This is a genomic window from Sporosarcina saromensis, assembly GCF_033253735.1.
Lineage (GTDB): Bacteria > Bacillota > Bacilli > Bacillales_A > Planococcaceae > Sporosarcina > Sporosarcina saromensis.
Genome location: NZ_JAUBDI010000014.1, coordinates 69,135 through 84,803, shown reverse-complemented (window position 1 = coordinate 84,803; position 15,669 = coordinate 69,135). Strand labels below are relative to the sequence as shown.

The 15,669-nt window shown below is 42.9% G+C and carries 16 protein-coding genes; 9 read left to right on the top strand and 7 right to left on the bottom strand.

Annotated features, from left to right (window positions below; genetic code table 11):
- Positions 1-679 precede the first annotated feature (679 nt).
- Positions 680-1,399, bottom strand: a complete 720-nt coding sequence (locus QT711_RS13920; RefSeq protein ID WP_317945197.1) for a YebC/PmpR family DNA-binding transcriptional regulator — start codon at positions 1,397-1,399, stop codon at positions 680-682.
- A gap of 426 nt (positions 1,400-1,825) precedes the next feature.
- On the opposite strand from QT711_RS13920, the gene QT711_RS13915 reads away from it, so the two are divergent.
- Positions 1,826-2,506, top strand: coding sequence for a phosphoribosylaminoimidazolesuccinocarboxamide synthase (locus QT711_RS13915; protein ID WP_317945195.1), 681 nt, complete (start codon positions 1,826-1,828; stop codon positions 2,504-2,506).
- 20 nt (positions 2,507-2,526) lie between these two features.
- On the opposite strand, the gene QT711_RS13910 is transcribed toward QT711_RS13915, so the two are convergent.
- On the bottom strand, positions 2,527-2,856 hold the full coding sequence (locus tag QT711_RS13910) for a hypothetical protein (protein WP_317945193.1): 330 nt from the start codon (positions 2,854-2,856) through the stop codon (positions 2,527-2,529).
- Between the two features lie 110 nt (positions 2,857-2,966).
- Between QT711_RS13910 and QT711_RS13905 the strand changes: the two genes are divergently transcribed.
- Positions 2,967-3,518, top strand: coding sequence for a superoxide dismutase family protein (locus tag QT711_RS13905; RefSeq protein ID WP_317945191.1), 552 nt, complete (start codon positions 2,967-2,969; stop codon positions 3,516-3,518).
- Positions 3,519-3,550: 32 nt separating this feature from the next.
- Here the strand turns inward: QT711_RS13905 and QT711_RS13900 are convergent, their stop codons facing one another.
- Positions 3,551-4,681, bottom strand: coding sequence for a CAP domain-containing protein (locus QT711_RS13900; RefSeq protein ID WP_317945189.1), 1,131 nt, complete (start codon positions 4,679-4,681; stop codon positions 3,551-3,553).
- A 492-nt stretch (positions 4,682-5,173) separates the two neighbouring features.
- Here QT711_RS13900 and QT711_RS13895 point away from each other — a divergent pair, with 492 nt between their 5' ends.
- From QT711_RS13895 to QT711_RS13885, 3 genes are read left to right on the top strand one after another with little or no spacing between them, the layout of a single operon-like run.
- Positions 5,174-5,824, top strand: coding sequence for a pentapeptide repeat-containing protein (locus QT711_RS13895; RefSeq protein WP_317945187.1), 651 nt, complete (start codon positions 5,174-5,176; stop codon positions 5,822-5,824).
- A gap of 45 nt (positions 5,825-5,869) precedes the next feature.
- A complete protein-coding gene (locus QT711_RS13890) occupies positions 5,870-6,352 on the top strand; it encodes a hypothetical protein (protein ID WP_317945185.1) in 483 nt (160 codons plus the stop codon).
- A complete protein-coding gene (locus QT711_RS13885) occupies positions 6,349-6,480 on the top strand; it encodes a hypothetical protein (protein WP_317945183.1) in 132 nt (43 codons plus the stop codon). Before QT711_RS13890 ends, QT711_RS13885 begins: the two co-directional genes overlap by 4 nt.
- A gap of 173 nt (positions 6,481-6,653) precedes the next feature.
- Here the strand turns inward: QT711_RS13885 and QT711_RS13880 are convergent, their stop codons facing one another.
- The 4 genes from QT711_RS13880 to QT711_RS13865 form a co-directional block, all read right to left on the bottom strand.
- A complete protein-coding gene (locus QT711_RS13880; RefSeq protein WP_317945181.1) occupies positions 6,654-8,783 on the bottom strand; it encodes an MMPL family transporter in 2,130 nt (709 codons plus the stop codon).
- 193 nt (positions 8,784-8,976) lie between these two features.
- Positions 8,977-9,177 carry a cold-shock protein gene (locus QT711_RS13875; protein ID WP_060205704.1) on the bottom strand — a complete coding sequence of 67 codons (201 nt, stop codon included), beginning with the start codon at positions 9,175-9,177 and terminating at the stop codon, positions 8,977-8,979.
- A 159-nt stretch (positions 9,178-9,336) separates the two neighbouring features.
- Positions 9,337-10,335, bottom strand: a complete 999-nt coding sequence (locus QT711_RS13870; RefSeq protein ID WP_317945176.1) for an inorganic phosphate transporter — start codon at positions 10,333-10,335, stop codon at positions 9,337-9,339.
- Between the two features lie 12 nt (positions 10,336-10,347).
- Complete coding sequence (locus QT711_RS13865) at positions 10,348-10,968, bottom strand: DUF47 domain-containing protein (protein WP_317945174.1); 621 nt, start codon at positions 10,966-10,968, stop codon at positions 10,348-10,350.
- A gap of 220 nt (positions 10,969-11,188) precedes the next feature.
- Here QT711_RS13865 and QT711_RS13860 point away from each other — a divergent pair, with 220 nt between their 5' ends.
- The 4 genes from QT711_RS13860 (at position 11,189) to QT711_RS13845 (ending at position 15,588) form a co-directional block, all read left to right on the top strand.
- Entirely contained in the window at positions 11,189-11,722 is a 534-nt protein-coding gene (locus QT711_RS13860) for a hypothetical protein (RefSeq protein WP_317945172.1), read from the top strand.
- A gap of 33 nt (positions 11,723-11,755) precedes the next feature.
- Positions 11,756-13,297 (top strand): flotillin family protein, encoded by a 1,542-nt coding sequence (locus QT711_RS13855; RefSeq protein WP_317945170.1) that lies wholly within the window; start codon positions 11,756-11,758, stop codon positions 13,295-13,297.
- Between the two features lie 328 nt (positions 13,298-13,625).
- Positions 13,626-14,324 (top strand): ABC transporter ATP-binding protein, encoded by a 699-nt coding sequence (locus QT711_RS13850; protein WP_317945169.1) that lies wholly within the window; start codon positions 13,626-13,628, stop codon positions 14,322-14,324.
- Positions 14,314-15,588 (top strand): ABC transporter permease, encoded by a 1,275-nt coding sequence (locus QT711_RS13845; protein ID WP_317945168.1) that lies wholly within the window; start codon positions 14,314-14,316, stop codon positions 15,586-15,588. The genes QT711_RS13850 and QT711_RS13845 overlap by 11 nt, the downstream gene beginning before the upstream one ends.
- Positions 15,589-15,669: the final 81 nt, after the last annotated feature.

Sequence of the window (15,669 nt, the reverse complement as noted above, 5' to 3'; positions counted from 1 at the left end):
GTAAGTGAATAGAGTGAAACTCTGTTCGCTTATGACAAGGCGAACAAGCAAAGCGCGTTAGCTTGAATATACAATTAGCTATGAAACTCAATTCAATGTGTCCAATTTCTTGACAGAGTATCAATAAGAGTACAAACTACTTGGGAGACTATGTTGTATCTTTTCGTTATACCAGTGAAATCCCAATGTCCATGCTTGCCTCCCAAGCAGAGGAAGCTAGGGATAAGAGTCGTCTAAACAATTTTGAGACTTGTTTTTATAAAGCAGTGGACTCTGATTATTTAGATCGTTTTAAGCCAGTTTTTCCCGGTGATTTAGCAGGTGGTTTAGAACACCATATATATCCCGTGGACACAGGAATAGTCGAGGTTATTAGTGACTATGTCCCGAGCATTACTTTAACTAAGAGGCGGCTCAACGTAGATTAACCAAAAAAGCAATAATCCATCCTTGAGTGTCTAGCTCACAATTAGATGATATCTCGAGCTGCCCCTCTGAATGTAACTTGCTATTACAGACAACCTAATGTTTGTCGCATAGGTCTGACCTATTTATTTTCTTCGCAAGTGCCAAATGCCTATATCGTATCAAAAGCTATCGCATCACAACGTAACCGCGTCGCATCACAACATAAAAATCCACATAAAAAAACCGCCAACTCAATGGCGGTTTCAACAATTTATTCCCCTAAATCGACGTTATGATACACTTGTTGAACGTCTTCCAAGTCTTCCAGCGCATCGATCATCTTTTCGAATTGTGCTTGTGCGTCTGCATCTAGTGCGATATCGTTTTGCGCAAGCATCGTCAGTTCGGCAACAGAGAATTCAGTGATGCCGGCGTTCTTCAGCGCTTCTTGAACCGCGTGGAATTGGTCTGGTTCTGCATAGATGATGACTGTTTCCTCTTCTTCTAGAATATCACGGACTTCAATGTCTTCTTCCATAAGCAATTCCAATAATTCGTCAGCGGACTTGCCTTCTAATCCGAATACAGCTGTCGCGTCAAACATGTAAGCGACCGATCCACTCACACCCATGTTTCCGCCGTTCTTACCGAATGCTGCACGTACCTCGGATGCTGTTCGGTTCACGTTATTTGTTAGCGCATCGACGATTACCATTGATCCGTTCGGACCGAAGCCTTCGTAACGTAGTTCGTCGTAGTTTTCTTCTGCGCCGCCTTTTGCTTTCTCAATCGCACGGTCAATAATTGTTCTTGGTACGTTATAGGTTTTCGCACGTTCCACGACCATTTTCAACGTTTGGTTCAACTCGGGATCCGGCTCACCTTGCTTTGCAGCTACATATAGTTCACGTCCGAACTTTGCATATATACGACTCGTATTTGCATCCTTCGAAGCTTTTTTGTCTTTAATGTTGTTCCATTTACGACCCATTTCATTCACTCGCTTTCGCTCTGTGCATAGATTCTATCGAGCTATTATACACCCGTTCTCACAATCCTGACAAGTTGAAACCCTAAAAATGGAATACTATCGACAAGCATAAACACCGAGTACGCAAACAATTCATTTTAAATAATTAACACGTATTCAATTAAAAACATGTATGATAAGATCGTTTTTCACTGCTAATGTTCGGTTGCTAATGTAAGTTAATTTTGTATGGTGTTTGATTAAAAGCCTTTTCTACTAGTCTGTTCTTGTCTATATCGTCTCATGCAGAACACGTACACGATTCACCTTTTAATCCGCAACGTTCGTATTTTGTTACTTAAAAACAGAGTTTTCCCTTTTTCTACGTCTGAAACTACTATATACTAAGTGTAGCACTACATTTTCGAATAGAAAGGAAACGTGGGCATGGAACTTGTTTATAAAGGAAAGACGAAAGACGTTTATAAATTGGAAGATGGCAATGTTTTATTGACATTCAAAGATGATGTAACAGGGGAAGATGGCGTATTTGATCCGGGGGCGAATACTGTCGGATTGACGATCGAAGGGGCGGGACGATCGGGTTTACGCATGACGAAGTTCTTTTTTGAAAAGTTGGCGGAACAACAAATCCCGACACACTACATAGCTGCCGATATCGAACGAGCGACGATGACGGTGAAGCCTGCAACTGTATTCGGGAAAGGGCTTGAAGTCATTTGCCGTTTCCGGGCGGTTGGGAGTTTCTTGCGTCGCTATGGTGCTTATTGTAAAGAGGGACAGCCTTTGGATGCGTTTGTTGAAGTGACTATTAAAGACGATGACCGCAATGACCCACCGATTACAAAAGAAGCATTGGCACAACTGAACATCTTAACGGAAGAAGAATACGCCATTCTTGAACCGATGACAAAGCGGATTTCAACCGTTGTAAAAGACGAGCTTGCTGCGAAAGGTCTTGAGTTATACGATATTAAACTGGAGTTTGGTCGTGACGCAGAAGGCAATCTGATGCTGATTGATGAAATTTCCGGTGGGAATATGCGTGTATATAAAGATGGCACTTACATCAGCCCACTTGATCTGGAAAAGCTCGTACTCTCTTAATTTAATTGAAAAAACGCTGTTCATTGCATCGATGAATAGCGTTTTTCTTCGTCATTGGCCTTTATTCTAGCGGCAATTGAAAAACTACTCCACAGTGTGGCTAGACCTAGCGTAAGCATTAACAGCTCAAGATAAAACAGACGTGAATCACCATTGAGATTAAGTTCGTCAATGACCGTTACATTCAGCAATCCGAGTAGAAAAGCGAGCAGAACGGGTAGGATACCTAATGGGTAAACAATGAATCGATTTGCGTATCGAAAGCGATTTTTCCATATGAAGATTAGTGTTAGTATTTGACCGCCAACAATACAACTAGCAATTAATAAGAACAAAGTGTGTATGCCCAATCAAACCCCTCCTCTTCATTGAGACGTCATGCTTTAGAAAAAGTTTCCACTCATAAAAGCGCTCGCAAAGGGCAGACTTGGCAAGAGTGAAAATTGAGGAGGTATGCAGTATGAATAAGAAGATCATCACACTTCTAGCGATTAGCACCTTACTTGTGAGTGCAGGGTGCGTAAAGTCGGACAAAAAAGTGCCAGTCAGTGGTGAGCAAATGAAAGCCATCGTATCACCGCTTATAAATACGGAAGGTGTGACAATTGGCGAAGTGTCGTTAGTGCAAGAAGCTGATGGCGTCGCAATTCATGTGGAAGCAGAAAATTTGTCACCGGGCGTTCACGGCATCCATATTCATGAAACAGGCATCTGTACAGCTCCGGATTTTAAATCTGCCGGTGGGCATTTTAATCCAACGGGAAAAGAACATGGCTTTGATAATCCGAAAGGCTTTCATCTAGGGGATTTGCCCAATATTGAAGTCAACGAACAGGGTAAAGTATCTCGCCAACTGATATCGCCGAAAGTGACGTTAAAACCGGGGATGGAAAACTCCCTTCTGAAGGTAGGCGGAACAGCAATCGTCATCCATGAGAAAGAGGACGATTATAAAACCGATCCGGCAGGGGATTCAGGTGATCGTGTAGCCTGTGCAACCATTACACAATGAATAAAACGGCACGCATACAGTTGCGGGCCGTTTTATTTTGAAAAGAAATTCTCCGTATAATAAGGTTGCGATTTCTCATTAAACGCAACGCCAATCCCGAGATGGCTATATTCCTCAATGAGAATATTATCCCGATGGCCTTTTGAATTCATTAACCCCTCATGTGCAAATATGCTACTCGACTGCCCATACGCCAAATTCTCCCCAGCCCGTTTAAATGCAATATCATCTGCTTTCATACGGTCAAAAGGCGACTGCCCCTCCAAGTTATCATGACTAAAGTAATCATTGTCCGCCATGTCCAAGCTGTGCTTGCGGGCGGTTTCAGAAATCGCATCATCCCATCGCAAAATGGAACGACCGTGCCGAACGCGGGCTGCGTTTGTTAAATCGAAAAGTTGCTGCTCGAAACCATTGCGCAAAGAAACATCGCCGTCTGCGTACATCTCTTTCTTACGCTGCTCGAGTGAGGTTGTAATCATTTGAACTGCCGTCACCGTATAATTCTGATGGACATCGTAAAAGACATACGTATAATGATCACCTGTTTTAAAGAGGTCCATCCCTTCATTTTCCTGAAGCACATATACGTTTAAGCCTTTGCGCATCTCAGTCAGTGGCGTACCGTAAGCTTTTCGGACATCCTCTTTCGAAGAGCCGTACTGAATACCCGCTGATGATGCAATGAGGTCATCGTTCGTATAAATGGCATTTACGTTCCATGCGTCATCAAATGAAACCATGACATAATTCTGGTAATCTTCATGATACGTAAACCATTCCGTTCCGTATTCGTTCAAGGAATGATTTTTCGGCTCTCCCAGCTCAGCCTCGACGGTTGTTTTTGGTGTGCCGAGTTCAATGTTGTGGATCGACAAAGCGGATTGTTGGGGCTTATCCAATTCGGGTTTATCCACTTTCTCAGGGATGAGTTGCTCCACTTCAGACGATTTCGATGTGATGTAAAGTGCCACTTGGTTTACTGTGTTGCGGATTGAACTCATCGTCGTCGTAACGGATTCCTTTCCCATTACGGATTCTATTTTTTCATCTACCGAATCCAAGAAGGACAGGTCAATATAATTGGATACAGGTTCTTCCCATAGAGGTTTTGCAAGATAGACGCCGATCACAAGCACGAGTAATAGAAAAAAACGTCTCAACGAATCGCCTCCTTTCTAGTATTGTACCCGCTTAAGGACCGATAGATACAGCTAGAACCATCGTTTGTTTGTGTACAAGTAAAAAGACGGTATACTAATAGAACGACAGTGGATCGGATTGACTACTGGATTAGTCGAGAGATCGTTTATAATTACCCAGTTAATCGATTTTATAAAAGTGTGGTTGAAGACTACTTGGTTAAAGAGTATAGAGATCGTATTTTTCTAGTAACGTGCACATAAGTGTTTGAGGTAGTGTGGTGTTGATGAAGTTGAGATGAGGAATAAACGAACCATACTTGTGATAATGACGGCTAGCATCGCAGATTTACTTGCATAAGGTCGCGTTGTCAATACATCCATAGAATAAGGGGGTTGGGAAATGTTCAGTGGTATTAGTGCAATTCCGAATGAATTTTATGTGGTGGCGTTCATTGTGGTCATCGTGCTCGTTATTGTAATTGAATGGAAAACACGTTAGGGGGACTTACTTTGACTAAAGCGAAAGACAAGCGGCAGAAACCAAAATTGTCGGCGGAGCATGAACAGATTCGATGTAATGATGTTTGGAGCAGGGATGGTTTCATTGAAAAAGCTCGTATTGAAGGCGGTGCGATGTTAGATGCAGAAGGGGAGCGTCTTGTGTTTGATGATTGTGTTTTGAAAGACGTTTCTTTTGCGTCAAGTACTTGGAGAGGGACGGAATTTGTAGATGTTCGATTTGAAACGTGTGATTTCTCGAATGCACAAATGGAAAACGTCATGTTCCACCGATGTGAAATCATTGATTCAAAAATGACGGGTGTTGATATGGCAAATTCCAATCTAGGTCATGTGCTAATTGAACGTTGCGATGTCCGCTATGCGAATTTCAATTTCTCCAGAATGAAAGAAGTTGAATTTAAGGAATCGGGTTTAGAAGATAGTGATTTCTATGAATGTGATTTTAAGGTAGTTCGTTTCAAGGAATGCAAGTTGAACAATGCGAATTTCTCGGAGACCGACTTGTCTGGTGTTGATTTATCCGCTAATACATACGACCGCATTGAAGTGACGCTACCTAAAATAGCAGGGTGTATCGTTTCGAAGGAACAAGCCGTCGGGTTTGCACGTGTACTTGGGTTAACAGTGAAGGAAGAATAATGGTATACTGAAAAGACATATGACATAGAAAAGAGTGGCAAAATTATGCTGACATTCGAACAAAAACAACAGATTATTGAAACGTTCCCTGAACTGACACGCAAAGAAGTTTCAATGAAGCGCTTGAATTATCATTACGAAGATAGCTTGTATGAAAAGACGGTCGTCGTGCAACATCTTCACCCAAATGGCAATGGCTTTGTGTACGTGGAAGGGATTGAAGGGTATGAGCCGGATAACCGTGGTCTTGTCAATATCCGGGAAGCGTCCGAAGAGGAATTGAAAAAGATTATACAAGATGCAATCCATGGCCTTTCCACTGAAGAAGAGGATGTGGAAGATGCGCTTCGTGAGGAAGTATGGATGAATGGGGAAGGTCAAAAACTGACGTTGTTGGAAGAGGATAACTTTTTCAATATTTACCACGGGTACAACTTGGAAGAAAGTTTTGGTGATTACAGAGATGCGACAGCGTACTTGAAAGAAGAAGGTTTCAAGTTTGCGAAAAGTGGAGGTGAAGCCGAGTGAATGGTAAGACGCTCGTCATCGGCGTTGTTTTATTTGTAATCGCGATATCCGCAGTCATCTATTTCACAATGATGGCTGAATTTAACAAGGATAAGCCTGAAGAAACGATTACGACCATTGTAGATTGAAATCAAAAAAACGCCTGGAAAGCGAAGTGATTTGCTTTTCCAGGCGTTTTTATAAGTTTATTATGCTGAGTTGACGTTAGGGTATTTCTGAGGCCGGCATGAAGCCGGTCATGCAGTCGTTGCCACAGGATGTGGCGTTCTTAGACTGCGAACCTCTGTCCCCTCCGCTTTTGTTAGTGCCAGTTACCGGCTTTATATGGTCCTTTCCTGAATGGCATCCACCAGTTCCATTTTCCGAATAGTTTCATTAAGCTTGGTACTAGTAACAAGCGGATGATGGTTGCGTCGATGGCGACTGCAATGGCGATGCCGACGCCGATTTGTTTGACGGGCATGACGTCTGTGAAGGCGAAGGCGCCTGTTAAGACGATCATGATCAACGCTGCGGATGTGATGATTTTGCTTGTCGTTGCTAGCCCTTCGACGGTTGCGCGGTCATTGTCAAACGACGTTGCGTATTCTTCCTGCATCCGTGAAATGAGGAAAACTTCATAGTCCATGCTCAAGCCGAACACGAGGCTGAAGACGATGACAGGGATGATTAACGCAATGGTACCGGGATGCAATCCGAAATGGCCGTATTGGAAAATATACACGAGAATCCCAAAAGTCGCAGATAGTCCGACGATATTCATCAAAATTGCTTTCAGTGGAATTAAAATCGAACGGAATGCAATCATGAGAATGATGAACGTTGAAATAAGGATGATCAGCAATACATAAACAATGTTATCGAAAATCTCATCAAATATTTCTTGGTTAAATTTCGGAGCACCCCCGACTAACAAATTCCAATCAGTATTCGCCGACCAGTCACGTGTCCATTGTTGGGCTTCATCGGATGAACCTTCTGCTTGAAGTGTCACAGGAATTAATAATTGGTCGTCTTTCACAAAGGACTCTAACAATGGTTCAAGTTGTGCTTTCATTTCCGGTACTTGCATCGCTTGCTCCCATTCCTCAGGGGAAGCGATACCGCTTGCTGTGAAAATAGTAGTCAAGTCATCGACGAGCGGATCGTTTTTCAAGTCGTCTTGCAACGCCAATAAATCGTTTAATCCATTCGTATCCGTCCAACCATTTTTGCGCTCTGCAATGACATATACACTGGACTGATCGCCTAATCCGAATGTATCGTCCATTAATTCATAAGATGCTCTCGAATCATACGTCGTTGGCAACGAATCGATTTGTGGAATGGCTAAATCCATGTTCTTCACTGGAATCAATGCAATGCCTAATAAAATGAATGCGCCGATTGTAATAAGGATTGGCCGTTTAATAACTTTATTCGCAAACTGTCTCCACCGATCTGAACCGTTTTCCTTCACTTTCAACACCTGACCCTTATTAATGCGGTCACCGAGTGCGATGAGGATAGCGGGGAGCAGCGTAATGGAGCTCAACACAGCCATTCCGACAACGAGCATGCCGCCGAGTGCAATGTTTTGGAAAATCTCGACTCGGATGACGAACATGGCTCCGAGTCCGATAAATACACAAAAAGCAGAGAAAATGACAGATCGACCGGCAGTACGAATCGTTGTCGTAACTGCTTCAACAATATCGCTCTTCAACCGTTCTTCACGGTATCGACTAATGAATAACAAAGAAAAATCGATGCTTAACGCTAAACCTAACATTGGTACAATGTTTAAGACAAATATGGCTAAATCCAGTTGACCACCGATAAGCGATAAAATCCCGAATGTCGTGACAATCGTTGTAATACCAACGATTAAAGGGACAACCGAGGCCATAATCGTGCCAAATGCAAATAGTAAAATGATGATCGCAATCGGTAAGCCAATTGCTTCCGCCTTCATCAAGTCCCGCTGGCTTGCTTCGTTTATGTCTTTTGTAAATGCAGACTGACCGGTCAATACAACACCCTTCTGCTCACCGATTGCGTCGCGCATTTCTGTTACGACTTTTGCCATATCCCGATCTGTATTATCAAAATGCAACATTGCATAAGAAACAGTATCTGTATATTGCTCTTCCTGTTCTAAAGGAGAGACGATTTCCGATGTTAAACCGAGCTTTTCAATGTCCTCCAAAGTAGTTGCTACTTTTTCGTCTGTCACATCTTCGAATACGACAAACATCGTCTCGGCTGGTAAATCAAATGTTTCAGAAGCGATTTTCATGACTCGTTCGTGCTCAGCATCCATTCTGAAACCATCACCTTCAAGTAGTCCGGGCAATCGGATTGCAAAAATTGCCATGACAACAAAAAGTGCAGCCCAGGCAATAATGATGGATTTGTATCCTTTTGTCACTAGACGCGCTAGTGTGCGCATATCCTCGTCCTCCCCTAAATACTTCAACTATTCTATTATCATAGCTGAATTTAGCTAGGATGTCTTTTACTAATATGTGAATTTCTTTTTGTTTACGCGGGAAAGGCCAATTAGTGACCAAACAAATGTCGCGATTCAGTGAAACGAAAAAAACCACTCCTCGAAAGAAGTGGTTTTGAATGGTTAATTCAAATTAGTTTTTTTCAACGTTAGTTGCTTGAAGTCCGCGTTGACCTTGTTCGATTTCGAAAGTCACGTCTTGGCCTTCTTCAAGAGTCTTGAAGCCGTCGCCTTGGATAGCGGAGAAGTGTACGAATACATCGTCGCCATCTTCACGTTCGATGAAGCCATAACCTTTTTCTGCGTTAAACCATTTTACTTTACCTTGTTCCATGTTTGTTTCCTCCTCGTGCACAAAAGTACACATTGTGTTACTATCCTTGCTCAAGTCTTGAAGCGGTCAAACGTTAAATCGTGACCATCACGCCGAACAAAAATAATTCTCCTTTATCATAACAGACCTATTTTGGCAATGCAAGTAAAAAGATTTAATTTACAAAAATAAGTCTAAGATTTGAAAAACAATTGCCGCGATTGTTGCACAGATCGGCATCGTAATAATCCATGTTAAAACGATCTTCTTAGCGACGCACCATTTGACGCCTTTTACGCGCTGTGCTGAGCCGACGCCCATGATAGCAGATGATATGACATGCGTTGTACTAACTGGTAAATGAACGAGTGTCGCCCCGAAAATAATCATGGCCGAACTTAAATCGGCTGCCGCGCCATTGACAGGACGTATTTTCATAATTTTACCGCCGACTGTTTTAATAATCTTATAGCCACCAATCGATGTCCCAAGCCCCATTGCTGTAGCGGCTGCGATTCGTACCCATAATTGGATGTCGTCACCGGTTTGTAGCTGAGCAGCGATGAGTGCCATTGTGATGATTCCCATTGCTTTTTGCGCATCATTCGTTCCGTGCGTGAAAGATTGCAAGGCTGCAGTTCCGATTTGCAAGTAACGGATTCTTTTATTCGCCTTGAACAAGTTCCGATTTTTCAACAGAACCTTAAAAAGCGACATGACGATAAATCCGCCGGCGATAGCAATGAATGGTGAAATTAACAACGCCTGCAAAATTTTCAAAAATCCACCGTAATTTAAGATGCCAAATCCTGCTGCAGAAATGGCTGCGCCTGCAATGGATCCAATCAAAGCATGCGAGGAACTGGAAGGAATTCCGAAATACCAAGTGATTAAATTCCATGCGATGGCCGAAATGAGAGCAGCCAAAATAACAATCGATCCACTTTCCAACATGAATGGATCGACGATATCTTTTGAAATCGTTTTTGCAACGCCTGTAAAAGTGAGCGCACCGATAAAATTCATGATGGCTGCCATGTAAATGGCTGTTCTAGGCTTTAGTGCCCTTGTTGAAACGGAAGTTGCGATCGCATTGGCTGTGTCGTGAAAACCATTAATGAAATCAAATGCGAGTGCAAAAACGACAATTGCGATGGTGAGAAACAAAATCATGTCCATAAAGTATACCCCTTACGCGTTTCGCATGATGATTGTTTCAATTGTGTTTGCAACATCTTGGCAGTGGTCGGCTGTGTCCTCCAAAAGCTGGTAGATGTCTTTAAATTGAATGATGCGAATTGGATCTTTCTCGCGGATGAAAAGTTGTTTAATCGATGTACGGAGTACTTCGTCACAAATCCGTTCGTATTCCTTAATCAGCACAGCGTGGTCGCGCATTTGCACCAGTTTCTTTTTCGCTAACAGCTCCATTGCTTTTACAATTTCGTCGGAACTTTTCACGATGTTCTCCATGAATTTCTGCACGTACTCGTCGATTTCCGTCAATGAGAACATTTCTAAGTTTGCTGCAAAGTGCTCAATGCCATCAAGGATGTCATCCATTTTAATCGCAAGTTGTAAAATATCTTCACGCTCGATCGGCGTCATGAAAGAAGTGTTCAGTTTGGAAATGAGGTCATGAATCATATCATCGCCTTCAGTTTCAAACTTCTTCAGAGTGATGCTAACTTCTTTCAAGTCTGCTACAGACTGTACTTTATAATCATCTGCATAATGCATCGCTTTTTGAACGTGCTCTGCTATCGCTAAAAGTGCTGCGAAAAATGGATCGGTTTTACGTGAACTAAACATCTTTAAGCCTCCATCCGTCTCCGGAAATTTTCAATAGACCTATCATAGCAAATTCTCTTTAAAATACATATATTTTTTGTGGATTGTTATCGAAGAAAAACAATTAGTTTTTCTGATGAAGACCTATGCTTTTCCTTGAATTTATTTCTGAGAATTTGAAACTTTACTCGGGATGCTCCGTATATATAGGTGAATTCAAATTGGAGGGAGAGGTGAGAGGATGGAATTGTTCGGAATGCCGGTGCAGAATGTCTATTTGACAGTGCTCATCATCGCAGGTTTGGCAACCGTGCTCTATGTGTTTTTTAGTGACATTGCTGAAGGGGTTGGAGATGTCAGTCCTGTTTTGGATCCAGCTGTTATTTTAGCGTTCATTACCTTCACGTCTGCAGTTGGTTATAGCTTAGAGTTGATGACGGGATTAAGTCATGTGCTGATCATTGTCATTGCTGTAGCTGTTGCAATCGGATTGGACTTTCTTCTATATTTCTTCGTGCTCCTTCCATTGAAATCTGCCGAAGTGTCGCTCGCATACACGGACGAATCCCTAACAGGGCAAGTCGGAAAGGTAATTGTTCCAATACCGGTTGACGGCTATGGAGAAATCGTAATTGAAACGGTGAATGGCATCATTCCAAAGAGAGCTGCAGGGTATGAGAACAGCGCGATCGACTACGGAAAAGAAGTGCTGATCATCGAAGTGAAAGAAGGGACCTTTATTGTAAAGGAATATGAGCCTTTTCGCTTCAAGTAAGAATTCAAAATGAATAAAGGGGGAAATTGAACGATGGAATTGTTTATCATTATTGGGATTGTCGCATTCATTTTATTGGCATTCGTACTCGTTTACATTACGAAGTACAAGACAGTTGGTCCGGATGAAGCACTTATCGTAACGGGTAGTTATTTAGGAAGCAAAAACGTACATACGGATGATTCGGGCAACCGCGTGAAAATCATCCGTGGCGGTGGTACATTCGTCTTCCCGGTATTCCAACAATCTGAACCACTCAGCTTGTTATCAAGCAAGCTCGAAGTAACGACACCTGAAGTCTATACGGAACAAGGCGTTCCAGTCATGGCAGATGGGACAGCGATCATTAAGATCGGTGGTTCGATTCCTGAAATCGCGACGGCAGCAGAGCAGTTCTTAGGAAAATCGAAAGAAGACCGCGAAAATGAAGCAAAAGAAGTGTTGGAGGGTCATCTACGTTCGATCCTCGGTTCGATGACAGTTGAAGAGATTTACAAGAATCGTGACAAGTTCTCGCAAGAAGTGCAGCGTGTAGCTTCGCAAGACTTAGCGAAAATGGGGCTTATTATTGTTTCATTTACAATTAAGGATGTTCGTGATAAAAACGGTTACTTGGATTCCCTTGGTAAACCGCGCATCGCACAAGTAAGACGTGACGCAGATATCGCAACAGCAGAAGCAGAAAAAGAGACACGTATTAAAAATGCAGAAGCAGCGAAGGAAGCACAAAAAGCTGAAATTGAGCGTGCAACCGAAATTGCGGAAGCAGAAAAAGAAAACCAATTAAAAGTGGCGGAATATCGCCGCGAGCAAGATATCGCAAAAGCACGCGCCGACCAAGCGTATGAGTTGGAATCCGCTCGTGCGAAGCAAGAAGTTACGGAACAAGAAATGCAAGTACGGATCATTGAGCGTCAAAAGCAGATTGAACTAGAAGAGAAAGAGATTCTTCGTCGTGAGAAACAATACGATTCTGAAGTGAAGAAGAAAGCGGATGCGGATCGTTACGCGATTGAGCAAAACGCGGCGGCTGACAAATCCCGTCAAATGGCTGAAGCTGAAGCGGAAAAATACCGCATCGAAGCACGAGCTGCAGCCGAAGCTGAAAAAATCCGCTTAGACGGTCAAGCAAAAGCCGACTCACAACGTGCGCAAGGTGAGTCTGAAGCAGAAGTTATCCGACTAAAAGGTCTCGCTGAAGCCGAAGCGAAACGTAAAATTGCAGAAGCGTTCGAACAATACGGTCAAGCGGCTGTCCTTGATATGATTGTCCGCATGATCCCTGAATATGCGAAGCAAGTTGCAAGCCCACTTTCCAACATTGACAAGATTACAGTTGTCGACACAGGGAGCGGTGAAGGCGGCGGTGCAAACAAAGTGACATCCTACGCAACGAACTTAATGTCCACTTTGCAAGAGTCACTTAAAGCATCCTCCGGCATCGACGTAAAAGAGATGATGGAAAGCTACGTCGGTAAAAACAACCTTCGCCCGAGCATCGATAATCTGACGGAGGAATTACGCGTCAAGAAAACAGCACCTTCAAAAGTCGAAGAGACGCAGGAAGAAGAATAATTTTTATAAGCAGAACACCCAGTATCGCTTTGGCGGTAGTGGGTGTTCTTTTCCGTGCTCTAAAAATTTGGTCGTTTACATAGCGGTACTTCCCTAGTCAAAATAGCTTCTTCCATGTCCAAAGTGCAGCGTTCCAAGGCTATAGCAGCCGTTCCTTTGCCTAAAGTAGCCCCTTCCTCCTCATCCAAAACTGCTCCATCTACGTGTGGAGTAACCCCATCTCCCTATACAACCTCCTCACCTTAAGAATTTCTTCATATTTCCCCTTACTCTCCCTTAAGATTCTCCCTGTACACTAGCATTCAGTTACTACGTTGGAGGGATACGCATGATACAGGTACAGGAATTATCACATGCATTTAAAATTGGAAAGAAAGGCAAAGAGAAGCAGGTACCGGTCCTAAAAGGCTTATCGTTTTCAGTTGAAAAAGGCGAGATTGTCTCGATTGTCGGACGGAGTGGATCGGGGAAGTCGACGTTGCTACATATTATGGCAGGCTTTCTAAAACCGGACAAAGGCATTATTGAAGTGAATGGAGTCAAAACATCGGTTTTCAATGAAGCCGAAAGTGCCCAATTTCGGCTTGCAAATTTCGGATTCATTTTTCAAAATTTCCAACTCATGCCTGGATTAACGGCATTTGAAAATATCGAACTGCCGCTTAAATTGAGAGGGGATAATAAGCATGTCCGGACACAAAAAGTGAAAGACATACTTCAGCATGTCGGCCTGACCGATGTACAAAAACATTATCCGAACGAGTTATCAGGGGGACAACAACAACGGGTCAGCATTGCGCGTGCATTAGTAACGGATCCACCCATTATTTTTGCGGACGAGCCTACCGGAAGCCTGGATTCAGAAACGGAACAGGATATCCTCTTGCTCATTCAATCACTAAACCAAACACGAGGTATCACGTTTGTCATCATTACGCATGACGATACAGTAGCAGAAACGGCAAACCGTATATATAGGATGCATGACGGAGAGTTAGTGGAAAGAGGTGTGACCCATGCAATTTAAAGATCAACTGAACTTCGTTGGCCAACATATTAAAAAGAACAAACTACGTGTCTTCATGACCATTCTTGCTGCGACAATGGGGACTGCTTTCCTAATCGTTCTCGCTTCAGTCGGATTCGGCGTGCATGATACGATGCGAAACGAGATTTTAGATAATCGATTGGTCAATCAAATAGAGATATATGGGGATGGAACAGAAGAAATAAACGTGGAAGCACTAAAAAAACGAGAACATGTCAAAGCTGTCGTCTACCGTCAATCCGTAGGGGTACGACAAGAATCAAAACTGGATAATTTCAGTGGCTCTCATGAACTGATTATCACGGACTTCAGTGAAGAGGAAAAGGTCGGTTTTGCCCTACAGGAAGGACGTTTGCCACAGAATGAACACGAAGTTGTCGTCGGGAGTCACTTTGCCGACAATCTTTATGAACAAAGTACCAAAGAAACGGATAATGAGGAACCAAACCCTTATAAAGGTTCTTTAATTGGTAAACAGTTTACATACAAAATGGGCTTGTATGATGAACCAGACCTGTTCCCAGAAGAAACGCCCCTTACTATTGTTGGAATAGCAAAAGAGCCTGCAAAAGATTGGGAAATGGATTTGAAAATCTATGCGGACGCGGCAATCATCAACACATTAGAACCGATCTTTCGTACGCATGTTGAAGAGGAATACAGCGGATTGTTCTATGGCAATGTGACAGTGTACGCCGATAACCTTGAAAACGTCACACGCGTGAGCCAAACATTAAAAGACGACGGCTACGCGGTCTATTCGATCGCCGATCAATTGGAGCAAATAGACGTCTTCTTTCTAGCATTCAAAGCAGGACTTGTTTTCGTTGGAACGATTGCGATATTAATAGCATCTATCGGCATTTTCAATACAATGACGATGGCTGTTACTGAGCGAACACGTGAAATTGGTGTCATGAAAGCGTTAGGGGCAAGCCCTAAACTCATTCAGCGCTTATTCCTTATGGAAAGTGCGTGGATTGGTATCGTCGGTACAATTATTGCGGTTGCCATTTCGTATGGTGTCAGTTTCATTGCGAATATGCTCTTGCCGATTATTGTAACAGCGGCTCTTGGGGAAGAAGAAATAGGTGAATTGAATGTTACATTTTCTATCATTCCATGGCAACTCGTCTTAATCGCTTCAGCCATAAGTATTACAGTCGCAATGCTATCTGGATGGCGTCCAGCACGTAAAGCGACCAAAATTGATGTAATTCAAGCGTTGCGACAAGAATTGTAGTATACTTATTGTTAATTTTTTATTCTGAAAAAGTGATCTAGACTCGGGAAACCGGGTCTTTTCGCTTGCAAGGGGGATACT